This window comes from Psychrobacillus sp. NEAU-3TGS (genome assembly GCF_029955155.1).
In the GTDB taxonomy this organism is placed as follows: Bacteria; Bacillota; Bacilli; order Bacillales_A; family Planococcaceae; genus Psychrobacillus.
Genome location: NZ_JAPNOZ010000010.1, coordinates 531,838 through 557,241, shown reverse-complemented (window position 1 = coordinate 557,241; position 25,404 = coordinate 531,838). Strand labels below are relative to the sequence as shown.

The 25,404-nt window shown below is 36.7% G+C and carries 20 protein-coding genes; 19 read left to right on the top strand and 1 reads right to left on the bottom strand.

Annotated features, from left to right (window positions below; all coding sequences use genetic code 11):
• The first annotated feature begins 77 nt into the window (after positions 1-77).
• The 5 genes from OR571_RS11210 (at position 78) to OR571_RS11190 (ending at position 7,598) form a co-directional block, all read left to right on the top strand.
• Positions 78-614 carry a GNAT family N-acetyltransferase gene (locus OR571_RS11210; RefSeq protein WP_282242884.1) on the top strand — a complete coding sequence of 179 codons (537 nt, stop codon included), beginning with the start codon at positions 78-80 and terminating at the stop codon, positions 612-614.
• Positions 611-1,957, top strand: coding sequence for a polysaccharide deacetylase family protein (locus tag OR571_RS11205; RefSeq protein WP_282242883.1), 1,347 nt, complete (start codon positions 611-613; stop codon positions 1,955-1,957). The genes OR571_RS11210 and OR571_RS11205 overlap by 4 nt, the downstream gene beginning before the upstream one ends.
• 252 nt (positions 1,958-2,209) lie before the next feature.
• Complete coding sequence (locus OR571_RS11200; RefSeq protein ID WP_282242882.1) at positions 2,210-3,505, top strand: O-antigen ligase family protein; 1,296 nt, start codon at positions 2,210-2,212, stop codon at positions 3,503-3,505.
• 402 nt (positions 3,506-3,907) lie between these two features.
• The gene (locus OR571_RS11195; protein WP_481900386.1) at positions 3,908-4,321 is read left to right on the top strand and encodes a DegT/DnrJ/EryC1/StrS family aminotransferase; all 414 of its coding nucleotides are present in this window, start codon (positions 3,908-3,910) and stop codon (positions 4,319-4,321) included.
• A 397-nt stretch (positions 4,322-4,718) separates the two neighbouring features.
• The gene (locus OR571_RS11190) at positions 4,719-7,598 is read left to right on the top strand and encodes a family 10 glycosylhydrolase (protein ID WP_282242880.1); all 2,880 of its coding nucleotides are present in this window, start codon (positions 4,719-4,721) and stop codon (positions 7,596-7,598) included.
• Between the two features lie 120 nt (positions 7,599-7,718).
• Here the strand turns inward: OR571_RS11190 and OR571_RS11185 are convergent, their stop codons facing one another.
• Complete coding sequence (locus tag OR571_RS11185) at positions 7,719-8,789, bottom strand: hypothetical protein (protein ID WP_282242879.1); 1,071 nt, start codon at positions 8,787-8,789, stop codon at positions 7,719-7,721.
• A gap of 356 nt (positions 8,790-9,145) precedes the next feature.
• Here OR571_RS11185 and OR571_RS11180 point away from each other — a divergent pair, with 356 nt between their 5' ends.
• The 14 genes from OR571_RS11180 to OR571_RS11115 all read left to right on the top strand — a co-directional run bounded on the left by OR571_RS11180 (position 9,146) and on the right by OR571_RS11115 (position 24,665).
• Complete coding sequence (locus OR571_RS11180; protein WP_282242878.1) at positions 9,146-10,003, top strand: MurR/RpiR family transcriptional regulator; 858 nt, start codon at positions 9,146-9,148, stop codon at positions 10,001-10,003.
• Between the two features lie 28 nt (positions 10,004-10,031).
• Entirely contained in the window at positions 10,032-10,694 is a 663-nt protein-coding gene (locus OR571_RS11175) for a DUF624 domain-containing protein (RefSeq protein WP_282242876.1), read from the top strand.
• Between the two features lie 118 nt (positions 10,695-10,812).
• Positions 10,813-12,090, top strand: a complete 1,278-nt coding sequence (locus tag OR571_RS11170) for an ABC transporter substrate-binding protein (RefSeq protein ID WP_282242874.1) — start codon at positions 10,813-10,815, stop codon at positions 12,088-12,090.
• Between the two features lie 59 nt (positions 12,091-12,149).
• The gene (locus OR571_RS11165) at positions 12,150-13,049 is read left to right on the top strand and encodes a carbohydrate ABC transporter permease (RefSeq protein WP_282242872.1); all 900 of its coding nucleotides are present in this window, start codon (positions 12,150-12,152) and stop codon (positions 13,047-13,049) included.
• A gap of 16 nt (positions 13,050-13,065) precedes the next feature.
• Positions 13,066-13,899, top strand: a complete 834-nt coding sequence (locus tag OR571_RS11160) for a carbohydrate ABC transporter permease (RefSeq protein WP_282242871.1) — start codon at positions 13,066-13,068, stop codon at positions 13,897-13,899.
• Between the two features lie 36 nt (positions 13,900-13,935).
• Positions 13,936-15,483 (top strand): DUF4127 family protein, encoded by a 1,548-nt coding sequence (locus tag OR571_RS11155; protein WP_282242870.1) that lies wholly within the window; start codon positions 13,936-13,938, stop codon positions 15,481-15,483.
• Between the two features lie 40 nt (positions 15,484-15,523).
• Positions 15,524-17,101 carry an FAD-dependent oxidoreductase gene (locus OR571_RS11150; protein WP_282242869.1) on the top strand — a complete coding sequence of 526 codons (1,578 nt, stop codon included), beginning with the start codon at positions 15,524-15,526 and terminating at the stop codon, positions 17,099-17,101.
• A gap of 35 nt (positions 17,102-17,136) precedes the next feature.
• Positions 17,137-18,285, top strand: a complete 1,149-nt coding sequence (locus tag OR571_RS11145) for an alpha amylase family protein (RefSeq protein ID WP_282242867.1) — start codon at positions 17,137-17,139, stop codon at positions 18,283-18,285.
• Between the two features lie 41 nt (positions 18,286-18,326).
• Positions 18,327-19,019, top strand: a complete 693-nt coding sequence (locus OR571_RS11140) for an N-acetylmannosamine-6-phosphate 2-epimerase (RefSeq protein WP_282242866.1) — start codon at positions 18,327-18,329, stop codon at positions 19,017-19,019.
• A 20-nt stretch (positions 19,020-19,039) separates the two neighbouring features.
• Positions 19,040-19,921, top strand: a complete 882-nt coding sequence (locus OR571_RS11135) for an ROK family protein (RefSeq protein WP_282242865.1) — start codon at positions 19,040-19,042, stop codon at positions 19,919-19,921.
• Between the two features lie 16 nt (positions 19,922-19,937).
• Positions 19,938-20,651, top strand: coding sequence for an alpha/beta hydrolase (locus tag OR571_RS11130; RefSeq protein WP_282242864.1), 714 nt, complete (start codon positions 19,938-19,940; stop codon positions 20,649-20,651).
• Position 20,652: 1 nt separating this feature from the next.
• On the top strand, positions 20,653-22,383 hold the full coding sequence (locus OR571_RS11125; RefSeq protein WP_282242863.1) for a beta-N-acetylhexosaminidase: 1,731 nt from the start codon (positions 20,653-20,655) through the stop codon (positions 22,381-22,383).
• A gap of 195 nt (positions 22,384-22,578) precedes the next feature.
• Positions 22,579-23,634: an SGNH/GDSL hydrolase family protein gene (locus OR571_RS11120; RefSeq protein ID WP_282242862.1), complete on the top strand. Its 1,056-nt coding sequence runs from the start codon at positions 22,579-22,581 to the stop codon at positions 23,632-23,634.
• An 80-nt stretch (positions 23,635-23,714) separates the two neighbouring features.
• Positions 23,715-24,665: an acetylxylan esterase gene (locus tag OR571_RS11115; RefSeq protein WP_282242861.1), complete on the top strand. Its 951-nt coding sequence runs from the start codon at positions 23,715-23,717 to the stop codon at positions 24,663-24,665.
• Positions 24,666-25,404: the final 739 nt, after the last annotated feature.

Sequence of the window (25,404 nt, the reverse complement as noted above, 5' to 3'; positions counted from 1 at the left end):
ACTCATTTACTAATTGGCTACCTTTTTATTGGGAAGATTATAAACAAACAACACGTTATACATATATATTAGAGGACTTGACAGATGAAAATAAAATATTCTCTGCATTTAAAGAAAATATTCGAAGAGAAATAAGAAAAGCAGAAAAAAATGTTCATGTGTATATAGGAGATTCAATTGAAGAATTCTATAATATCAATAAATTGACATTTGAAAGACAGGGTCAACAAATTCCTTATAATTTTGAATTTTTGAAAAAAATTGATGAAGCATGTAGTAAAGAAAAATGTCGTAAAATTTTTTTTGCTAGTGATGAGCAAAACCGTATACACAGTGCTATTTATATTATTTGGGATGAGCAAAGTGCTTATTATCTAATGGGGGGGGGAGATCCAGCGTTAAGAAACAGTGGTGCAACATCATTATTAATCTGGGAAGCAATTAAATTTTCAGCAACAGTTACAAATAGTTTTGATTTCGAAGGTAGTATGATTCAGCCAATTGAACGTTTTTTTAGTGCCTTCGGTGCTGTTCAGAAGAATTATTTTAATATTTCGAAAAATAATTCGAAATTATTAAAAATCCGTAACTCCATAAGCGAGGTTTTGAAATGATAACAATTTATCAACCAAGAAAATTTGACTTAGAGCGTTCTTATATAATTAATGTATTGTTCGGAGAGTTTTTGGGATTAGATTATGAAATACAGGATTATGAAGGTCAGGATTATAAAATTGTTCTAGCAAATAAATCTGTTTTGTTTATTCAAGACTCCTTTTTTAGTTATCAAAAGGAAGATGACTATTTGAAAGTTGAAAATATACCCTCAACAGTTGGATACGGAAATAATAGATTTATTGTTGAAAAAGACATACCTATTGTATATGGAACTAATCATCTAGAAGTTACCGCTAATCAAATTGTATGCGGTATTGATATTTTTGCGGCTTCCTTTTTTATGCTTACACGATGGGAGGAGTATGTAAATAAAGCACGAGATATGTATAATCGTTTTTCAGGAATTTTCTGTGTGGCATTCAAAAATGATTTTCTAGATCGCCCAATTGTAAACGAGTATGTTGAAATGCTATGGAATATGCTCACTCTTTTAGGAATTGAACAAAAACGAAAAGAGCATAAATTTGAGTTTATAATGACTCATGACGTAGATAGTATTAAATACTGGAAAGATATTAATAAGATTGCACGTATATTTGGCGGGGACCTTATTAAACGAAAAAGTATACCTACATTTTTTAAACATTTAATTGAACTGCCACAAGTTAAATTAGGAAAGAGAAAGGATCCATTTGATACATTTGATTATATTATGGATTTATCGGAAGCAGCGAATATCAAGTCACGTTTTTATTTTATGAGTGGTGGGCTTACTAAATTTGATAATGACTATAGAATTGACGAGTTGGACTCATTGGACATTATACAAAGAGTAAAACAAAGAGGTCATGTTATTGGTTTTCATCCAAGCTTTAATACCTATAATGACCCATTGCAATGGAAGAAAGAAAAAGATCGATTAGAAGAAGTTTTAGGCTTTAGAGTAAAGGAAGGCCGTCAACATTATCTACGTTTTGAAACACCTGTCACCTGGAATATATGGGATGATAATGGTATGGAAATGGACTGTACGCTCTGTTACGCTGACCGAGAAGGGTTTCGCTGTGGAACATGCTATGAGTTTCCTATTTTTGATTTTATTAATCGAAAACAGCTGAAATTAAAAGAGTTTCCACTTATTGCTATGGAAATTAGTTTTAGTACCTATCAAACAGTTTCACCTCATTATATGGAAGAGAAAATGAAAATATTGCTTGAGAAAACAAAAAAATACAATGGGAATTTTGTTTTTTTATGGCATAATTCGAATTTCAAAGAATCAGGATGGAAGTTGTATCAACCAGTTTATGAAAATGTTTTAAAGTTGCAAATGAAGTAAATGTAACACTTTAATTGCAAGAATCATTATCTCTAACACAGTAACTCTCAAAATAAGTGAAAAGTTTTTCTAAGTGTCAAAAGGTAGAGATAAGACAGAAAACTTTGATAAAACTGGTGTAACCTGTGGATATGTAATAGATAGTTATTGACTAGGTACAATATAAATTATCATCAACAACATAAAATCTTTCATGTGTATATGGTACAATAATTTTCATGTATTACTTTCTCCTGGGAGGTTGTTAATAAATTGAAGATAATATTGAAAACTATGTTTAGCGAAGGATTTATTTTTGCACTTTTTATTTTAGCAGGATATTTTAAAGCAAGTGTTGAAAATAGCCCGATAGATATAACTTTATTGTTATTATTATTTTCTGTTACTCTGTATTTAAATAGACTGATAAGAACAGGATTTAAGCTTCCGAAGTTTGTCTTAACTCCATTGATACTTTTTTCAGTACTTGTTCTATTTGTGCTTATTGGTTATAGCTATACAAGTAGCGTAATTTATTCTGAACAAAAACTAATATTATTTTTTGTGAGTACAATATGGTGTTTTATAGGTGGAATCGTAACTATAAGTTCAAAAGGTGAATTATCAAATTTTCTCTTAGGAATCTTAACAGTTTCCATTTTTATGGCGTTTTCTACATTTTATACTTTTTTCACAAATCAGCTAATTGAACTCGGTTTTGTGTCAGTGTTAGGATCTAATTACATTATGTTAGGGAGAGCTAGCGCATTCGGTTTAATAATTCTAATTTCCTATTATTTCTTCAAAACTTCTACGTTTTTTTTGAAAATATTAATCGTGCTTTTAATAATGATAACATTGTTCCCTCTTGTTGTATCTGGGGGGAGATTACCTCTTCTTGCGTTTGCGATAACTATACTCTTCCTACCACTTTTTATGATAAAGATAACAAAAGCTAGTATATGTTTATCTAAATCATTTAAAAAAATATTTATCTTAATAATTCTGATTATCACAGGCGGAATTGTAGCAATTAGAAATGGGTGGTTAGACACTTTTATCTATAGGTTCGCTTTGTTATCTAATGCGCAGTTCTTAGATGAAGGTAGAAGTGATAGATTCAACGTTGCGTTTGAAATGATAAAAGATAATATAATCTTCGGTAAAGGATTGGGTAGTTTTCCTATATATTACTCAGGAACGGATGGCGAGGATTATCCTCATAATTTATTCCTTGAAATTTGGAGTGAGTTGGGATTAATACCTACTTTGGCTTGTATAGCATTAGTTTTTCTAGCTTATTATCGTGGGTTTCTTGTATATTCTAAGATGTATGAGAACTTTGACCATAATCAGATTTCAATATTTTTATTAAACTTATTCGGGTTTATCAATCTATTTATTTCAGCTAGTATCAATAATAGCAAGTTTTTTTGGGCATTTTTAGGCATAATGTGTGTAACACCTTTTATCACACAAAAGCAAGATTTTCACATAGTTGAAAACCATCAGAACAGAGTTCAAGAACCAAGTAATTCAAACAAGATACAACCACGCTCTAACGTTTAAAGCGTTTTATAATAGTAGATTAAGAATAAATTGTTACTTTAAGAGCAATTATCCTTTTTGGATTCAATATATAATTAACTGAAAAAAATAGTCCTAATTAGGGAGTTCTTAAATGCACTATCTGCTTATTGACTTTTAAGTCCCTTCTTTTCTCCTAACAAAATGCAATGGCTTCGCTATAGGGAGGAGTAAGTTTCACTTGAATATGCTGCCCTCATTAATGTGACAGCAACACATATTTTGGACTTCGATGATGTAAGCCAACCACTTTGGTACATCCAAGTGCACCAGTAGTGGCTTCTATTTTACACTGGGGGAATATTTGGGGAAATCTATGAAAGAATACTGACCGCCTATGAACAGAAGTCATGATAACAGTAGGGGAAGTGATGGGCTTCAAATATTATTCAAGCTGCTATATTAAAAGTAAAACTAAAAGCATTTATTGATCACGAAGTGGAAGATGTAAACCGAGTGTATAACTTATATGATGAAAGATTGAAAGGAATTGTCGAAACTCCATTAATACCAGATGGGTTTTATTCAAGTTTTGCCCAGTATACTATTAAGCTAAAGAACAATGAACAGCGGGATGGTTTACAAGTGAAACTAAAGGAGCATGACATTCCCAGTATGATTTATTATGTTAAGCCAATGCATAAGCAAGATGCTTTTACATATTTGAATATTAATGATCGAGAATTTGAAATTACTAATAACCTTTGTGATTTAGTGCTTTCTTTACCAATGCATCCTTACTTGAGTGAAGAGGATGTTGATAAAGTTTGTAAGGTGATTAAAGAATTTATCATTTAACTTCAGAGTAAGCAACAGGCCGTTGGAAGGGGGAGAGTCACTTCTAGTGGCTTTCTTATGGTTAAAATCATCCCTGCATAAGAAACAATTCAGAATTGTTTCTTACACAGGGACGTTAAAATTAAGGTGATAGGTACTGCTACTACTCAGAGATTTGTACATTAGCCTTTAGTTCTACTACTTTTTTCTTAATTATTTGATAATTCAAATTTTTCGTTGACCTGGCATTTGCGCTTAGTTATGTTATTTAAAGGAGGATTATTCCGGAATTTAATAACATTCCGGAGGTTATTACCTTCAAAATCTTTGTCTTTATGAAATTTACTATATAACGGAGGTGGAAATGATCTTTGTAGGTTGACCAAAGTCACAACACTATAATAAGGGAGTGAAAGTTTTGAAAATCAGAAAGTTTTTTAGTGTTTTTCTAGCTTTACTATTAATTGTTTCTTTGTTCCCAATCTCTTCATTTGCTGAAACAAACAATGAAGATTTGATTGAGGTGGAGGCTGCTCCATTAGACCCTTCCATGAGTCCAGTGGGGGAAATGCATAAGATAAATTATATAGATGAAAGCATTGATGGAAAAGCAGATTTTATGATGCTTTATACATCTGAGTATGCAAGTGAGGTTTTAGTGAAAAAGTTCTGGGTAGCCGTTCAAGTCGATGCAAACAATACAGTTACAAAGGTAGTCAGTCAATCAGTAAATGGTGCGCCACCTGTTTGGGAGGATGAACAATCTTTAGCAATACCAGCAGGCGGATATGTGCTTCTAGCACAAGACGACTCTTGGGCTACGAAAGACTTCCGTAAATTCTTAGCTACCAACTTTAAGGAAGGCGATGTTATTAAGTTAAGAAAAAATGGGAATGTAGTTCCAATTACAGAATTTATGACAGGTAATGGATTGAACGCAAGAATCAATTTACAAAACGAGTTAATGTATACGCTTACAGAACCGCAAGCTAATATCTCTGGTTCTATCCAAAACTTTGAAAGTGATCAAAACTATAAATTGCTAGTAAATGAACAGGAGGTAGAGCTTCAAGAAGATGGTTCCTTCCAATATGTATACGAGCTAACATCAAGGACCAATTACATTGATGTAGAAATTTACAAGAATGAGATTTTACATGATAAAAAATCGTTAATTGTTTACTATCAAGACTCCCCATCTGTAAAAAAAGAAGTCTTTCTCTGGGTTGATCAAGCATCAAACGCAAGAAGATTCCAATCCAGTGAGGATGTTCGTAACATGCTCATTGAAGCCAAAGATGCAGGTGTTACAGCTGTGATGTTTGATGTGAAGGGCGTTGAAGGTTTCGTATCCTATCAAAAGAACGACCTAACAAATCGTCCATATGTAAGTGAAATGACAGCAGATAGTAGAAGTGGTTCAAACCCAGATTTAGATTTATTAGAAGAATTTATCGAACATGGTCATCAATTAGGTATAGAGGTTCATGCTGCTTTTAACGTATTTGCGGAAGGCTCTATTGCCTTTAATGAATTTGCAGTATTAAATGACCATCCAGAGTGGGAAGAGAAGGTTTATCGATCTGAGGATAACGGAGAAATTTTACCATTAAGAGAAAGTGCATATGGTAAAAAAGGTGCTTTAGTAGCTTTTGTTAACCCTTCTAACCCTGAGGTTCGAGACTATCAATTAAAAACGTTTGAAGAAGTAATGAAAAACTATGATGTTGACGGGATCTCATTGGACCGTGGTAGATATGATAACTATTTCGCTGATTTTAGTGAGCAATCTAGAACGCAATTTGAAGGTTTTCTTGCTGAAAGAGGAAAAACATTAACGAATTGGCCACAGGATGTCTTTTATTATGAAGGCAGTAATCGTGTAGATGGCCCACTTATTAATGAATGGTTTACATTTAGATCTAGCGTAATTAATAGTTTTGTAGAAGAATCAAGGGAATTAGTTGACCAATATAATGTAAGTGATAATCGTGATATTGAGTTATCTGCATATGTTGGCTCTTGGTTTGAATCTTATTATTTAAACGGTGTAAACTGGTCTAGTCCAACCTTTACTTATGATTCACGATTACAATTCCCGCAAGAAAATTTATACGGGGAAGATTACCAGCAAGCAGCTTATTCTGATAAGTTAGATTTCCTAATGATTGGTACGTATCAAACAACAGCAAAGGAAATCAATAAATATATTACACTAGGAAATATTTTAACAGATGGACAATTACCTCTCTATGCAAGTATGGCTTTAGCAAATTTACAAGACCCATCCTTACAAAGAGAAGCCTTCCAAGCTGGGCTTAATAATACAAGTGGACTCATGCTGTTTGACTATTCGCAAGCAAACTTCCCTGTCATTAAGGCTTCTATTGCGGACGATGAATATGTGAAGGATTATGTAATAGGAATCAGTAATCCAGCTGAACCAGAAAATCCATTTGTTGGAGATTTCTTAAATATTAATCGTAATGAAGATAATTTAAATGTGTACTCTGACACATTTGGACTTTCTACGGCTACCAATAAATGGGGAGTAGAAGCAGTTGTAGATGCCAACGGTGAAGTCGTTAAGATGGTGAATAAGAAACAAGCGATGAACTGGAACTGGAACGTGGTAGAAGATAACAATAGCCTAATTCCAGAGGGTGGCTTCGTCATTTCAGCACTTGATAGTTCCGGCATTCGTGAAAGAAGAGTTCTTGTTGGTACTAACTTTGATATAGGGGATAAGGTACGATCCGCTATTGTAAAAGGTTCCTTGAACTATGATGGGAAAACATTCTCTACTGTTGGCTTCGAATATCAAGGTATAGTACAAGTAGTGGGACCAGGTAATGCTGAGGTATCTGTGAATGGTTTAGCAGCACCTGTACAATCAAATGGTGAATTCTCCGCACAGCTTTCACTTCAGCCTGGTGAAAATCAGATTGAAATCATCGTTTCTGTCGATGGTTTTAAAACACACCAACTAGTGGTAACTATTTTTGCTGAAGAACCAACTCTAGGTCAAGTTATTGAGTTTGTCGAAAAAACTTCTTTCAATAATGAGGGTATTCAACAAGCTGTGCTTGCCAGATTAGCAGGTGCACAAAGAGATTTTGCTTCAGCAGAAGAGCTTAACGAAAAAGGACTAGTTGAACAAGCAGAAGAAGCAAGGTTGACAGGTATTCAAAAACTAGAAGAACTTCAAAGTTTTGTTCAAAAACATGCAGGCAAGCATATCCCGGTTGAAGTGGCCGAAGAGCTAGTCTCGTATATTGAAATATTTACCGAAGCCTAGGGTAGATTCTAAAACTGCAACATGAGAAAACATAAAAAGTGGGATGGAGGGTAGCTCCATCCCACTTTTTTGGGTGGACAGAGAACCTTTCCCTGCGACCCACTTTACTATTGGTTTTACTTAATTTTCTGGCACAAAGTATATTACGGAAGGACCAGATGCGCCGCCTGGAAGACTCGTGACAAAATCGTATTGATTCCCGTTGGCTCCGATTTTTTCAGACGCAAACTTCCATGCATTTACATAACTTAGAAACCCGGTAGTGTTAAGTTTACCGTTCCATTGCATAGCAAAATGACCAAATCCACCCGCAGGGTTATCATAGATAGAGAGTTGCTGTGGACTTTGTAAACTATTTTCCACGTTAACGTCTAAATTATATAAAACACCGTAGTTCCCATTGTTGATGACCGGTTTGTTTCCATCGACTACACTAATCCCTTCTTCATATTCTCCCGGTAATTTATCGCTCCATTGACCAGAAGCTGCAGATGAAAGTCGAATATAGGCATTTCCTAATGCGGTATCATAAGTAAGTATACCCTCACGATCAAAATGTGGAAAACTTCCACGAACATGTGAGTCAGGCGGTAAGATTTCAACAGAAAGTGGGTCAGCTGGACGTTCTGTATAGTTAAGTGTGGTTGCGGTGACAGTGGCCTGCTGATGTCCGTGTTTCGTATAGACATCATATTGGGCAATCCCGCTAACCGTGTCTCCATCGCCTGCCTTTGTTTCCAGGTAATAGCTTTCACCAGGCTGCAAGGTTTTAATGTATTTTTTTTCAGCCTTTTCTTCTAGAAATTGTACTAACGCTTCTTTTCCAGCGACGTCAGGATAAATACTAACTGAAGCTCCTACTCCTTTAGAATACAGCACCACTGGTTCATCCGAAGTATTCGTTAGGGCTAGGCTGACGTTTCGATTTTCTCCACTAACATTTTGATGATGCCAAAATACACGGAATTCACCTGTAGCGGTGTCTCGATAAAAAGCACCATTGTCGGAGTACGTTTCTGGTGAATCACTTAGTATCAGTTTTCCTCCCGTTTGTTTTAATTCTGGTTTTTCTAGATGAACCGCAGGCTTAAGTGTTTCAATTGGTACATAATTCTCATTGGCAAATGACTGGTTAGGCAGAAGTAATGCTAATAGAACAGTACCTAAAATTAAAGTAGACTTCCTTTTCATTCCTTTTCCTCCTCTCGATTTTATTGAAATCCCCATATTGATTGTCAAACTACCTTAAGAGGTTGATATGGAGGCTCAATATTAAAAAAATTCTATATATATTGAATTTATCCTCCTTTTTATTGAAAAAAAGTGGATGGATTTTCTTTCTCTAGGAAGTGGTAGAAGATGCACGTGCGCGAAAAGAAAAATAATAAGTCAAATACTCTTCTCGTGACCCACCACAAACTTCCTCAAACCATTGACGAAACAAAAGCAATTTTGTATTCTGTAGTTGGATGATAAATCCTTTTTTTAATTACTTGGAGGAATATTTCTTCATTTAGATTCTATATTAACTATAAAGGAGAATTTTTATGCCGATTACCGAGAAAGTGAACCCCCTTATCATTATTCAATCCGTATATAACTCGCTGACGAAAACAGAGCAGAAGGTAGCGGATTATATAATGGATAATCATGCGGAAGCAGTATATTCCACTGTAACTGATTTAGCGGAAGTGGTGGGGGTTGGCGAAACAACAGTATTGCGTTTTTGTAGGAAATTAGGATATAGAGGATTTCAAGAATTTAAGTTAGCAGTTGCACAAAATCTGATGGAAGTGGACGAACAGGTTTATGGGAAAATTGATGAACATGATTCGGTTGAGATAGTTGCAAAAAAAATTACAACTCAAAATGTAAGTGCTTTAAATGATACGGTCGCATTACTCCAAGAGAGCACTTTGCAGGCAGCGGTAGATTGTATTAACAGTGCAAAGAAGATCTATTTCTTTGGGGTAGGTTCATCTGGAGTTACTGCATTGGATGGTAAACACAGATTAATGCGGCTGGGCTATAATACGGAACATGTTTCGGATTCACATATGATGGCAATGACCGCTTCCTTATTAGGGGAAGAGGATTTAATTATTGCAATCTCCTCATCAGGGAGTACAAAGGATGTGGTGGATGCCATAGAAATTGCGAAGAAAAACAATACATCTGTCATTTGTATTACAAATCAAGCAAGATCACCTATTACCAAATATGCAGATTTAATTCTTCTGGCTGCAAATAAGGAATCTCCATTTGAAGGTGGAATATTCTCTTCTAAAATCGCTCAGCTTTTATTATTAGATGTTCTTGCAACGAATGCTGCGCTTTGCAATAAAGAACAAGCGTCCAAAGCGATAAAAAATACAGCAGAATCAGTCCTCGATAAATTGTACTGACAAACACGTATAGAAAAAGGTGAAAATCATGATTTCTTCACATAACAAACTAGTGAGAGTACTTGAATATATAGTAGATTTTGTTCTTTTAAACTTTTTGTTCATCCTATGCTCGCTTCCCATAGTCACTGCTTACCCTGCTTTTATAGCATTGGTGGAAGTTATGAAAGATTTGTCAGAAGATAAGCCAATCCCAGCTTGGAAACAATTTTTAAAGTTATTTTACGATTACCTCATCAAAGGAATTAAAGTATGGCTGGTTCTTCTATTTGTTTCAGTCATCCTGATAGGTAACCTTCTAGCTGTAAATTATATGCCAAATGCGTTACAGAATTTTTTTCTACCCTTTAATATAATTGTATCTATTTTGTTTTTAGGGATATCTAGCAATCTTATAAAGTTATTTATTTTGGGTGAACATCATTTGAAACCATTATTTATTAGTAGTTTTTATCTGCTGTTTCGGCAACCACTAAAGACCTTACTTCTGATTCTTATCAACTCAATTATTCTCATACTTTCAGTCTATCTAAGGTTTATACCTATTATTTTTTCTTTCAGCCTTCTTGCATATGCCCACTATTTTCTCATGTTTGGGAAGGATAAGAGTTTAATGATCATCAGACTAACACTAAAAACGGAGAATTTATTTCTTTTTGAAAAAAAGGTGGATTTAATCTCCATAAAATGATACATTTCTAATAGACAGATAATTCTGTAGAAAAGTCATTTGTGAAAACGGTTTCAACTTTATTGGGGAGTTTGGAAAAATATATAAACAAAAACAAACATTATTGGGGGGAATTGCAGTGAGTAAGGTTTACAAAAAATTATTACCAGTAGCTATGATATTATTACTTGTTTTAGGTGTTTTAGGTGCTTGTAGTTCTGAGGAAACAGGGGAGAAAGATTCTGATTCGAAAGAAAATGAAAAATCAACGGTAGAATTTTGGACAATTGCGCTACAACCAACATTCAATGATTATTTCAATGACTTAATTGCAACTTATGAAGAAGAACATCCTAATGTAACGATTGAATGGAAGGACTTCCCGTTTGATGCAGTTCAAAACAAATTACTGACAAGTATTGCGAGCAAACAAGCTCCTGACGTAGTTAACTTAAATACTATATTTGCAAATCAGATGGCTTCCAAAGGGGCGTTAGTTGATTTTAACGAACAATTAACGGATGAACAAAAAGGAATTTATTTTGATGGGATCTATAGCTCCACTGTTCAGGGAGATGGTGCATATGCACTTCCATGGTATACGGGCATACCGGTTCTTTATATTAATAAGAATTTAGCAGAAAAAGCAGGTCTGGATATAAATAATCCTCCACAAACGAAAGAAGAGTTGGCAGACTGGGGTAAACAAATTGCAGACAAAACGGATTCTTTTGGGTACGTTTTCTCGTTGGGAACACGCTCCATTCTGGAAGAGGGCTACGAGATTATTAAAGATGACAAAGCGATATTCAATAATGACGAAATAAAAGAATATATACAAAGTAATCTTGATTTAATTGAGAATGGCGTTATACCAAAAGATATTCCATCGTTTGGTAAGCAAGTTGAACTTTTTGGTAGTGAACAAGTTGCAATGATTATCTCTAGCTCTTCATTTATCAATCAGTTAAAAACAGCTTCACAGGATGTATATGAAAATACGATTGCGGTTCCAGCTCCAACAGGAAAAGCGGGAATACGTTTTACAAACACTATGAATCTAGTAGTTCCAAAGGATTCTAAGAATGTGGATGCTGCAACTGAATTTGCACATTTTGTAACGAACGATGCAAATCAACTAGCATTCGCGAAAACAGCGAACACCCTTCCTTCCACTAAGGAAGCTGCAAAGGATGAATTCTTCTATAAAAATGATGGCACGTTAGAATCGCAAGCTCTTACTGCATCGGTTGAAAGCTTAGATAAAGCAACGGATTTTTATCTTGGTGTGGAAGCTGCTAGCGATGTGGATAGCGCGATAAATAAACATCTACAGAACATTTACAGTAACGAAATGGATCTTAATGCGGAGCTGGAAGCAGCTGAGAAAGAGGTTAATGATATATTAGCTCGTTAAAATATGAAAACGATGGGCAGAAGCATTTCTGCCCATTTTCGATTAGGAGGAAAAAACCTATGGGAAAGAAAAGAACTATCGGTTTTAGCAGGTTTTCCGAGGTTCAAACTGCATGGCTTTTTATGGCGCCTGGGTTAATATTACTTGCTCTTTTTACCTTTTGGCCGATTATTTTCAGCTTACCTTTAGCATTCACGAACTATTCGGTAATAGGAGAAACCTCATTCGTAGGACTTGAAAACTTTAAGCGTGCATTTGCTGACGTGGATTTTATCGCATCTATTAAAAATTCCTTGTTCTATATGATTGTTGTGCCTTTTATCCAAATTATATCCATTTTCATGGCTATCTTAGTGAATCGAAATATCGCAGGTATTAAATTTTTTCGAACTGCCTATTATATTCCAGTTGTTACTTCTATGGTAGCTGTTGCAATTATCTGGGGTTGGCTGATGAGCTCAAACGGGGTTTTAAACTATCTATTAATGGCCACTGGATTAATAAGTGAAAAAGTGAATTGGTTATCAGATAAAGATACAGCGCTTTGGGCATTAATGTTTATCACCTTATGGAAGGGCTTAGGTTATTATATGATGATTTATCTTGCTGGTTTGCAAGCTGTTCCAACAGATTGTATAGAGGCTGCCAAAATCGATGGTGCTAGTAACTTTCAAGTTATTAGAAAAATCACGATTCCTTTATTAAAGCCATATATCTTCTTCTGTACATTAATTTCCTTAATGGGAGCGATTCGTGTATTTGATGAGGTATTCGTTTTAACTTCTGGTGGTCCCGGTAATGCAACCTTAACAAGCAGTGTGTATATTTACCAGCAAGGATTCGAAAAATTTGAATTTGGATTTTCCTCTGCATTAGGTTTAATTGTTAGTTGTATCATTATGGTCTTTAGTATTTTCGTCTTCGTGTTTAACAAGAAGGGTGGTGTCAATCCATATTGATATGGATGATGAGCCTATGAAAAATAACAATCTATTAAAAAAGATTATCCATAAAACGATCGTTTATGTGTTGTTAAGTCTTTTTGCCCTTTTAATGATGGGTCCATTTCTTTGGTTGGTAAGTGTATCTCTTATGCCTGGGAAGAACATTTTTGCATTTCCACCTGCGATATTGCCAACCTTCATTGACTTCAAGAACTACATAGAAGTTTGGGAGTATATGGACTTCCTTAAATATATTTGGAATACAGTTATTATTACCTTCTTAGGTGTGACACTTAGTATTTTATTTAGTGCTATCACTGCATATCCTTTAGCCGTTTTTAAATTTAAAGGAAGAAATTTTGTCTTCTTGCTGCTCGTTTCGACGATGATTATTCCTGCAGCTGCGGGACTTGTTGTAAATTATTTAACGATTAATAAGTTGGGGCTGATCAATACCTTTACAGGCGTTATACTGCCGACGCTTGTTTCCGTGTTTAATGTATTCCTGTTCAGACAGGCATTCATGGGAATTCCAGTAGACATAAGAGATTCGGGGAAAATGGACGGTGCTTCCGAATTTCGTATCTGGTGCCAATTAATGATGCCCATGATAAAACCAGCAATCGCAGTAGTGGCACTTTTTGAATTCATGCAGAACTGGAATATGTTCCTATGGCCGATCATTGTGTTAGATACGGAAAAATATCCACTGGCATCTGCGTTGAGCTTTTTAAATGGTCAGTTTTCCTATAATTTTGGGTGGATTGCTGCTGGTACGGTTATTTCCGTACTACCAATTATCATTGTTTTTATTTTCACTCAAAAATATTATATGGAAGGAATTTCAGGAGCAGTAAAAGGTTAATGCATCTGAAATGAAAACAAAAAAGGGAGATTTCAAATGTACAAAATTGCTTATATCCCACTAGACGAACGCCCATGCAACTACTCCTTCCCGAGCCTCCTTAGTGACAAAGTGACAGGTTCCTCATCCCAAGGAGAAGTAAATATCGTAAGACCGGATTTGAGCCTGATGGGAAATAAAAAAGTGCCAGGAAGCATGGAAAAACTATGGGAATGGCTATATGAGGAATCAGTAGATTCAGACGGACTAATTCTATCAATAGATACATTGTTATATGGGGGAATTGTTCCTTCCCGATTGCACCATCTAACCTTGGATGAATGCAGCAAAGCATTAGCAAGACTTATTCGAATTAGGGAGCTAAATCCAGGAGTTAAGATATACGCATTTAACTTAATCATGAGATGTCCCAAGTATTCAGGCAGTGACGAAGAACCAGATTATTATGCGGATTGGGGAAGTGAAATTTTTCAATACGGCAGGGTGCATCACCTAATGACAGCCGGTCTAGCATCGGAAGAAGATCATAAGCAGTATGACAACCTAAAGCAACAACTACCAAAAGAAGTCGTGGATGACTATTTGTCCAGAAGGAAGATCAATGTGGAGGTCAATAAGCTTGTCCTTGAGTTTGTAAACCATGGCTTGATTGATTTCTTGATCATTCCTCAGGATGATTCCGCACCTTACGGGTGGACTGCGATGGATCAACAGGAGGTTAGAAGAGCGATCGCCTCCCATAATCTTGAGCTAGATGTATATATGTATCCCGGTGCAGATGAAGTCGGCTGTACGTTGTTGGCTAGAATGATCAACAGCTTTAAGGGGAAGAGACCATTGGTATATCCAGTGTTCTCAAGTACACAAGGTCCATCTGTCACACCGTTGTATGAGGATCGTCCTTTAATGGAAACGCTTAAATATCAAATTTTAGCTGCAGGAGGACTTATCACCACAAGTCTTGCAGAAGCGGACTTTGCATTATTCGTGAATTCTCCAGTAGAACCGATGATGGAAGCGGCCTACCAAGATAATCTTAGTACAAAATATCAGGTGAATCGAAATCTACTCGATTTTGTGGAACAGCTTGAGTTTACAGTAAATGAAAGAAACATCCCTTGTGTAGTGGGGGATGTGGCATTTGCGAATGGTTCGGATTTGACGTTAATGAAACTAATGAAAAGAAAAAATTTGCTATTTAAATTAGCTGGTTACGCAGGATGGAATACGAGTTCTAATACGCTAGGAACATGTATTTCACAAGGAATGCTACACCATCTATATGGTAGCACGCAAACCCATACTAATTTTCTAGCACTGCGTTATGTAGAAGATGCAGGATATTGTAGTGCTGTAAGAAAAAATGTGACGAATACTATCTTGCCTGCATTAGGTTATGACTATTTCTTGGTTGACGGAAAAAGTGGAAGTGTTTCTAAAGCTGTTCAGGAACAATTAAATACGTTTATTCAGGAAAATCTCCTAGATGAACATAACGAGATACTGATCCAAGCGTGTTATATGCCTTGGAATCGTATGTTTGAAGTCGGTCTGGAAGTGGAGCATATTCGTAGAGGTACATAATTTGGGACAGATTTCTTGTCGCAAAAAGGAGTTGTTGTTAATGGGGAAGCAAGAATCTACAGATGTTGTGGTGATAGGTGGAGGTTTAGGTGGTTGTATGGCCGCATTAGCTATTGCCAAAATGGGTTTACAAGTCATTATGACAGAAGAAACAGATTGGCTCGGTGGACAGCTAACAAGTCAGGCTGTACCTCCCGATGAGCATAAATGGATTGAAAAATACGGAAGTACCGACACATATCGAGAATTTCGAAATAGAGTGCGTCAGTATTATCGGGATAACTATCCACTGACAAAGGAAGCAAGAGAAAACGACATATTAAATCCAGGAAATGGCTGGGTAAGTCGTTTAGCCCATGAACCAAGGGTTGCCTTAAAGGTATTGGAAGATATGCTTGCCCCATACCTAAACAGCGGGAAAATAAAAGTTCTATACAACTATAAGCCTTTAGATGCGAAAACAGAAGACGATGTCGTAAAATCTGTCACCGTGATCCACACCCAAGCATCTCAAACCATTGAATTAATCGGTCAATACTTTTTAGATGCAACAGAATGTGGGGATGTTCTCCCAATTGCTGGGGTTGAATATGTGTCAGGTGCCGAGTCCAAAAACGAAACTGGGGAACCACATGCACTTGAAGAAGCGAATCCAATCGATATGCAATCTTTTACGTTTGTTTTTGCAGTGGATTATGTGGAAGGTGGCAATTTTACCATCGATAAACCCGAGCAATATGATTTTTGGTCCGAATATATGCCGAGTTTCTCCCATCTACCTCTTTTTAGTTGGTATGCAACAGATGCTGATGATACTTCTAAGTTAAAACAATTTACGTTATTTCCAAATAATGAAGGGATTCCGTCATTATTTACGTATCGAAGAATACTAGATACAGATAATATTCAAGGGGATTTATATCAAGGAGATATTTCCCTCATTAACTGGGCGCAGAATGATTATTCTCTTGGTCCGATCTATGGCGTATCAGAAGAGGAAGTGGAAAAGAACCTCTTGAATGCGAAACAACAAAGCTTGTCTCTCTTGTACTGGCTGCAAACAGAAGCCCCAAGACTGGATGGTGGAAAAGGATACCCTGGCTTAAGACTCCGGAAAGATGTATTAGATACGGAGGACGGACTTGCCAAATATCCATATATACGAGAATCCAGAAGAATTAAGGCCGTATATACCATCACCGAAAAGGATGTAAGTAAAGAAATAAGAGGAGACCAAGGGATATGTGTGTATTTTGATAGCGTAGGTGTTGGAAGCTATCATTTGGATTTGCATCATACAACAGTTTCCAAAAGAAGCTTCTATATCCCAAATTATCCATATGAAATTCCACTAGGTGCTTTATTACCTATTCGTGTAAAGAATCTGATCCCTGCTTGTAAAAATATCGGGACTACTCAAATTACAAATGGCTGTTACAGACTGCACCCGACAGAATGGAATATTGGAGAAGCAGCAGGCTATTTAGTGGCCTATTCGTTATTAAACAATGTCATTCCTCATCAAGTACGACAAGAGGAGAAGCACTTAAAGGATTATCAAAAACTTCTAGTGAATAATGGCGTTCAGCTTCATTGGCCAGAAGGTATGGATCTATAAGAAAGGGTGAAAAAAGTGGACCAATCAAACATATTATGGGTAGATTTTTTAGCAATGGTACTCGATTGTTAGAGCCGGAAAAAATGAAAGAGCTCATTCAACATGCCCTTAAAAGTAAGATTACGCATCTTGTCATTGATGCAAAAATCCCTTATGGGTTTACAACCTTTCCAAGTGAATTCGCTTATCATGTTAGTGAAATGAAGGACGAACAGTATCATGCCTGGAATGGTCGGGATTTTCTTCAAGAAATGATCCATCATGCAAAAGGCTCTGGTCTGAAGATTATCGCAAATGTAGATGTATTTGCTGAAGGAAATGGAATAGAAAAAGAAGGAATGGTCTATGACAAGCCCGAGTGGCAAGTTGTTCATTACAACCAGGCACTTTCTAATATGCCAACGGCTGCGGAAAATCACCATGATCCAACCGTTTTTGTTAACCCGATTCACCCAGAGGTTGAAGCATATGAACTAAATATTATTCAAGAAATTGTACGTAGCTATGATATAGATGGTGTTGTCTTAGATAGATGTCGATATCCAAACATCTATGGAGATTTTAGCAATTTAAGTAGAGAGAAATTTGAAGCTTATATCGGCCAAGAACTGAAAAACTGGCCAGAGGATATTATGACTGTTGAGGATAAGAAACCTGCTTTTGGTTCGCTTTTTCCCAAATGGGCAGAGTTTCGTGCTAAAAACATTAAGAACTTTGTTCAAAAAGCAAAAAGTGTGGTTAAAACAAAGAATCCAGATTTACTTTTTACGATATATGTGGGTTCATGGTATCCGCTATATTATAACGAAGGGGTCAACTGGGGAAGTGAAACCTTTCACACTTCTTTAGAATGGGCTTCTGACACGTATCATACATCTGGCTATGCAGAGGAATTTGATTTTATCATGACAGGCTGCTACTACAAAGAGGTTACGATGGAAGAAGCAGAGAGAAACGGAAGACCTGCGAGTTGGTATAGTGTCGAAGGTGCGATTGAGATGAACAAGGAAGCTATTAATGGGACAATTCCGGTTATTGCTAGTTTATATTTGAAGGATTATACCAATAATGTGGAACAATTTAAGAAGGCTGTTCAGCTATGTAAAGAACGGTCCAACGGTGTAATGCTTTTCGATACGGTGTATTTAGAGAGTTACAATTGGTGGAACGAACTAGACCTTTAAATAATAATCCTAGGGAGTAGTAGGTAACTGGAGTGTATGAAATGGATAACAAACAAGCGTTTTTTGACAAAATTTATAAAAAACTAGTCGTGTCTTGTCAAGCCTTACCTCATGAGCCCCTTCATAGCTCGTACATCATGAGCAAAATGGCGTTGGCTGCAACCCAGGCGGGTGCAAGCGGCATACGGGCTAACAGTGTAGAAGATATTCATGAAATTAAAAAAGTAACTGACTTACCAATTATCGGGATTATTAAGCAGGACTATGACAATTCGGATGTTTTTATCACACCAACCATGAGGGAGATTGATCTTCTTGTAAGAGAAGGGGTAGATATGATTGCATTGGATGCCACCATTCGAGTGCGACCAGATGGTTATACAATTACAGAGATTTTTCCAGAAATCAGAAGGAAATATCCTCTACAACTATTTATGGCGGACTGCTCGTCACTAGAAGAAGGCATTCAAGCAGAAAAGTTGGGTTTTGATGCTGCAGGAACCACATTATGCGGCTATACAGATTATACAAAGGGCGTAAAATTACCTAACATAGATTTGATTAAGCAATTTATTAATCATTTAACGATACCGGTAATAGCCGAGGGTGGAATCTCGTCACCAGAGGAATTAAAGGAAGTCTTTGCAACTGGGGTTCACTCAGCTGTAGTAGGGTCCGCCATTACACGTCCTCAAGAAATTACAAAACGATTTTTACAAGTCATAGAGGACTAAGCTTCATTGAGGTGAGAGAAATGAAAATATTTGCTGCGGATATAGGTGGAACATCGATCAAAATGTGCGTAACCGATGAGAACGGAAATATAGTGCTCTTTAACGAAGTTGAAACGGAAAGTAAAAAGGGTGGGCCTTCTCTCATGCAAAAATTGGAGGATATAATCTCCAAGTACCCTGGTATAGATGCAATCGGTATTAGTACTGCTGGACAGGTAAACATTGAGGAAGGTTATATTATCTATGCAAATGACAATCTACCAAACTACACTGGTACAAGAATAAAGGATCTTTTAGAATCGAAATTTAATGTGCCAGTTAAGGTAGAAAACGATGTGAATGCAGCAGCTCTTGGTGAAAAATTTTATGGAGCTGGTAAGGAGTATCTCGATTTTCTCTTTTTAACTTTCGGAACAGGAATCGGCGGCGCTATTATGATCGACTCAAAACTGCATCGAGGTGTTACTGGGAGTGCAGGAGAATTTGGTCATATGAACCACTACCCTAACGGTATCCATTGTGGTTGTGGAAAACGAGGATGCTATGAGCAATATGGTTCTACAAAAGCCTTGCTTAGAGAAGTAAAAAAAGTAAATCCACACTGCACAAATGGTAGACAGCTGTGTGAAATGATACAGGCTGGCGACAAGCGGTTGTTTGAGGTATTTGATGCTTGGACAAATGAAGTGGCAATTGGTATTGCCAGTTTAATTCATATCTTCAACCCTCCTTGTATCATTTTAGGTGGGGGAATTATGGAACAGGATATATCTATCAAACTCGTTTCTGAAAAAGTTCAACAACACATAATGGATAGCTATTCAGATGTGAAAATTTTGAGATCACAATTTGGTAATAAAGCTGGACTGTATGGGGCAATTTCATTGCATAAATTTAGCTAAAAAGGGGCTAAATACATTGAATAAATGTAATCGTACATTTTATAGTGCTTATTTGAAGAAAACATTAGATTACATGGTTGTAACGACTAGCGAGAATATGGAAGATGCTTATGTCTTATATGTTCAGGATGGCAAGGATTATTTAGAACTGGGTGGGCTAGAGAAAGCTATTCAGGATGTAGTGCATCTATATCCTGAACTGGCTAACCATCTCGTATTCGTTCTGATTCATCCTGGCGATTCGATGGAAAGATGGGAATCGTTTAGTAGAAAAGGAGCTTCCTTTCACGATTACCTGCGTTTTATGAGTGATGAATTTATTCCTGAAATTGAACGTAATCTAGGAGTTGCAAAAATTAGTAAAAGAGGCCTTCTGGGAGATTCTTTAGCAGGTAATATTAGCTTAAATATCGCATTAGAAAAGCCGGAAATATGGACGCATATATTGCTTCAGTCTCCGGCTATTTCTGATGGAGATATTAAACGGTTGGAGGCATTGGATTTACCTACATGGAATGTCTATCAAACCGTGGGAATCTATGAGGATGAGTTTGTATCCGCGATATCTAAGGAAAAATTATATATTTTGACAAGGAACCGTCAATTGTATAAAAGCTTTCTTTCAAAAAATGTAAATGTACATTATGTAGAATCGGAGGACGATCATCTATGGAAAGTTTGGGAAAGGGATTTACCAGCCGCACTGCATTTTTTTGTGAAGGAGGTTTAATATGAAAATACATTTTAGAGGTGATCTAACAGAGGTCATAGAAGGGATTACCATCCTTGGTGATGATTTAGGGATACAAAGTGCAGAAGACGGATATCCGATTGAAGTGATCAATCGTCAAGGACCATTAGTGGTACAAAATCGAGATGGTAAAGGGCAGATCATCTTTGAAAACAAGATTCATTTTTTTAGAGGGTTAGGACTATGGCTTCAACACGTTGAAAAAAGAAAAGAATTCCATCTAACGGAAGAACCTCAATTTGAAACAAGTGGTGCGATGGTGGATGTTTCTAGAAACGCAGTATTAACGGTCGATGGTATAAAAATGCTCTTGCGTAAAATGGCCGTGATGGGCTTAAACATGGTAATGGTTTATACAGAGGAAACGTATGAAGTTCCAGGAATACCTTACTTTGGGTATATGCGTGGAAGATACACTGAGGATGAAATGCTAGAATGTGACGACTATGCATTTCACTTAGGAATTGAAATGATACCATGTATTCAAACATTGGCTCATTTAAAGGAAGCCTTAAAATGGGGCTATGCGAATGATATAAAAGATACAGAAGATATTTTACTCGTCGGCGAACCAAAAACCTATGAATTGTTAAAGCGAATGATAGAGGCGGCAGCGAGGCCATATCGTACGAAGAGGATTCATATCGGAATGGATGAAGCCCTGCAGTTAGGCCGTGGCAAGTACATGGAAAAAAACGGATATCAAAATCGATTTGAAATCATGAATCAGCATCTTCAGGAAGTAGTATCCATTACAGAGGAATACGGCTTAGAGCCAATGATCTGGAGTGATATGTATTTCAGATTGGCTTCTCGTAATGGAAACTATTACGATTTTAATCCATCGTTATTGGATCAAGTTAAACAATCCATACCAAATGTAAAAATGGTGTACTGGGATTACTATCATGCAGGTGAAAGCTTTTATGAGGGAATGCTGAATACGCACAAACAGATTGTAGCAGACCCAATTTTTGCCGGAGGACTGTGGACCTGGAATGGAATCTCTCCAAATTACGCAAGGGCATTTAAGAACTCTGAGGCGGCTTTAAGTGCTTGCAAAAAAACAGGAGTGAAAGAGGTCTTTGCGACAATGTGGGGGGATAATGGAGCCGAAACTCCAATTCAAACCGCTCTTCCAGGATTACAACTATTTGCTGAACATACGTATCATCCAGAAGTGAGTAGAGAGCATTTGGAAGAAAGGTTTACCTATTGTACAGGTTACATGCTACAAGATTTCCTTTTATTGAATCAATTGGATGAAATCCCTGGTGTCATGAAGGATAACTTATATTCTTCAAACCCTTCAAAATTTTTACTTTGGCAAGACGTTTTAGTAGGGCTGTTTGATGAAAATATAAAAGGACTTCCGATTGCTGAGCATTACAGTAGCTTAACGGAGCAGCTAGGGGAGGCTAAAGTGCGTAATCAGGGCATAGATTTGTTGTTTAGCTTTTATGAGCAACTAGCAAGGGTGTTAAGCATGAAGGCGGAGCTTGGTATTGATTTGAAGTCAGCTTATGATGAGGGAAATAAAGTAGAAGTGAAGGTTTGCCTAAAAAAGCTTAAAAATCTTAAAGTAGAGGTTGATTCTTTACGAAAGGCACATAGAGATGTCTGGTTTTCCGTCAATAAAGCGTTCGGCTGGGAAGTCCAAGATATTCGATATGGTGGCTTATTGACCAGAATCGAAACGGCAGAGTACTGACTACATGCTTGGGTAGACGGAAAAGTAACAAAACTTGAGGAACTAGAAGAAGGGCGTCTTCGTTATGATGGCCCCGAACAATTTCCTGATAACGTAACATTGGGGAGAGGCGAAACATACAATCGAATCGTTACAGCGGGAAGCATTTAGAGATGCAGAGAGGCAGGTACCCTGACCTAGAAAGAGGGATGAAAAGTGAAAGAAGAGATACGGTGGTACGACCCAAAGGAAAAACCATTTCGTATAAGTGGCTTTGCTTGGTTTGGCAAGGAGAAACGGTACCTACGACTTCCGGCTCAATCTGATTATAAAATACCCGTACGCGTGGATGAATTAGCGACTAATACTTCCGGTGGACAAATTAGTTTTCGGACAAATGCTTCCAAGCTTGCATTAAAAGTAAAGTTAACTAATGCGGCAAGTTTGGGCCATATGGCTGCTTCTGGTCAATGTGGATTTGATGTATACGTGGGGGAGCCTGGACAGCAAATGTATTATGCAACTGCTTTTCCGTCTCTTCTGGATCAATCGTATGAGAAAACGATTTGGGATTTTAACAGTAGTAGTCAACAAAATACAGAACTACTAAGAGAAGTGACATTAAATTTCCCTCTGTATCAGGGGGTAGAGGAGGTACTGATAGGAACAAACCCAGATGCAATCATAGAACAGCCTACTCCCTATTTTTTAGATAAACGAGTGATTTTCTATGGTACTTCTATTACACAGGGCGCCTGTGCAAGTAGACCTGGTATGTCGTACACAAATATCCTCAGCCGAAGATTTCATTTAGAATTTATTAATTTAGGATTCTCTGGAAGTGGGAAAGGTGAACATGGAGTGGCATTAACCATCAGAGAAATCGAACGACCAGCCTGCTTTGTTCTTGATTATGAGGCCAATGTTTCATACAAGGAATATCAAGATACACTAATTCCTTTTATCGAAACCTATAGAGAATATCATCCGCATGTTCCTATTATCATCCTATCAAGAATTCCGTTTGTACGTGATGAAGCAATAGGTGAGTACGAGGATTATCAAAACCGTCGAGAATACGCAAAATTCACTGTGGAAAAATTGAAGCAACATGGCGATAAGCATATTTCATTTATAGATGGTTCTACTTTGTTAGGCGAATTTTGGCATGATTGCACAGTCGATGGAGTCCATCCGAATGACTTAGGATTTATGGAAATGGCGAATCGTCTGGAGAGTGCGTTTTTGTTTTTAAGGAAAGACGAGCTCTAAGCATTTATAGTTGAGCCAACGGGACACGGAGCCAGATTTGACTGCTTTTGGGAAAATTAATCACAACGTGGAGGGTTATTTTGTTATATTTTGAAGAACAAATCAAAGAATACGAAACATATAAACCTCTTTTAACAAAGACGGAGGACTTTCACACCTTTTGGGAAAAGACATTAGAGGAGTCTGATCGACTACCTTTGCAAGAAACACTGGAAAGAGAAGGATATCCGATTAAACAGGTCGACGTCTATCGTGTTACCTACCAAGGATTTGGTGGAACACCTATAAGAGGGTTTTATATTTTACCGAGATCCTCAATGGAAAACCTGCCTTGTATAGTAATGTATCATGGCTATGGCATGGATAAAGGATCTATTTCAGATTATATGAAATGGGTCATACAGGGAATTGCCGTTTTAGCAATCGATAACAGAGGACATGGAGACAGTGGCGATGACTCTGGTTATATGACTGGAACAAATGGAACATGGGTATTAAACGGTATTTTAGACAAAGATGAATATTATTATCGTAAAGTATATATAGATAGTAAACGTGCGATTGACTTTCTTTTCACAAGACCGGAAATTGATAAAAGTCGAATTTGTATTTGCGGTGGTAGCATGGGTGGTGGAATTGCACTAGCAGTGGCTGCCTTAGACAAACGTCCTAAATTAGTCATAGCTGACGTGCCGAATATGTGTAATATTGAATTAGCCATTCAGCTTAAATTAGGAGGGTCACTACTAAGTCTGGAAAGCTATTTTGCCAAATTTCCTGATAGAGTACAGCAAATTTTCGAGAATCTCACTTACTTTGATAATCTTAATTTTGCATCTAATATAAAAAGTAAAATCAGAATAACGGTCGCTCTGAAAGATATCGTTTGCCCACCCCAAACAATTTTTGGCGTCTATAACCACATCCAAGCAGAAAAGAGTGTAGTAGTATACCCATTCACAGGACACCATGTCGGTGGCATCAGCTCACATCTGGATGATACACTCTCGTATGTTAACCGGAATTTATAATTGGTTCTGGATATGTTTCGTCCAAAAAAGCTTCCCTTCAAAAAAGTGTCCCTGTGTTAGAAACAATTCTAAACTATTCTGACAAATCGCAACAACTCACTGAAATAGTTACTGATGAATAAACGTCCTCTTGACGAGCAGGTGGACGTTCTTTCATAATTCCCCATTCAATTAAAGTATATTTGAAAATATTAGGGGATTATTTTTCCTTATCAGCAGAGGAACGAATGCAAAAGGAATGGAATATGGAAGAAAGATGGGGAAACTGTTTACTTTGATTTCACTACTCCAGAAGAAATTATAACAAGCGAAGATTATAATATATACTACCATTAAAAGATTTAATTTAAATTTTATAATATATGTTAACCAAATGTATGGTAGTTCTGAAGGTATTAATAAGTTTGTTAAAGAAATCATTACCAGTCATTTGAAGATTTAATTTCTTTAATTACTATGGAAATGAGCAAACAAAGTGATTCAATTAAAATCGTGGGAAGAATAGAAACTATTCTGACCTTAAATTTCAATTCACTAAAGCAGTCAATTTCTCGGCTGCTTTTTATTATTTTAAATTATACTTTATGGTAGAATCCGCTCCTTATACGAGAACAATTTACAGCTCATCAAGTATTCGTATTAAGATGATTCACTCCCCTCAAGTACTCCTAAAACTTCCACAAAATTATCAAATCCACATAATCTCATCAGCAAATAAAATAAGATTCATATATCGTTT

Bases quoted from the DNA above. Each gene is read 5' to 3' on its own strand.
- OR571_RS11135 (WP_282242865.1), top strand. From the start codon at position 19,040: ATGAAAATATTTGCTGCGGATATAGGTGGAACATCGATCAAAATGTGC.
- OR571_RS11140 (WP_282242866.1), top strand. From the start codon at position 18,327: ATGGATAACAAACAAGCGTTTTTTGACAAAATTTATAAAAAACTAGTC.
- OR571_RS11145 (WP_282242867.1), top strand. From the start codon at position 17,137: ATGGGTAGATTTTTTAGCAATGGTACTCGATTGTTAGAGCCGGAAAAA.
- OR571_RS11155 (WP_282242870.1), top strand. From the start codon at position 13,936: ATGTACAAAATTGCTTATATCCCACTAGACGAACGCCCATGCAACTAC.
- OR571_RS11180 (WP_282242878.1), top strand. From the start codon at position 9,146: ATGCCGATTACCGAGAAAGTGAACCCCCTTATCATTATTCAATCCGTA.
- OR571_RS11185 (WP_282242879.1), bottom strand. From the start codon at position 8,789: ATGAAAAGGAAGTCTACTTTAATTTTAGGTACTGTTCTATTAGCATTA.
- OR571_RS11160 (WP_282242871.1), top strand. From the start codon at position 13,066: ATGAAAAATAACAATCTATTAAAAAAGATTATCCATAAAACGATCGTT.
- OR571_RS11165 (WP_282242872.1), top strand. From the start codon at position 12,150: ATGGGAAAGAAAAGAACTATCGGTTTTAGCAGGTTTTCCGAGGTTCAA.
- OR571_RS11150 (WP_282242869.1), top strand. From the start codon at position 15,524: ATGGGGAAGCAAGAATCTACAGATGTTGTGGTGATAGGTGGAGGTTTA.
- OR571_RS11125 (WP_282242863.1), top strand. From the start codon at position 20,653: ATGAAAATACATTTTAGAGGTGATCTAACAGAGGTCATAGAAGGGATT.
- OR571_RS11175 (WP_282242876.1), top strand. From the start codon at position 10,032: ATGATTTCTTCACATAACAAACTAGTGAGAGTACTTGAATATATAGTA.
- OR571_RS11205 (WP_282242883.1), top strand. From the start codon at position 611: ATGATAACAATTTATCAACCAAGAAAATTTGACTTAGAGCGTTCTTAT.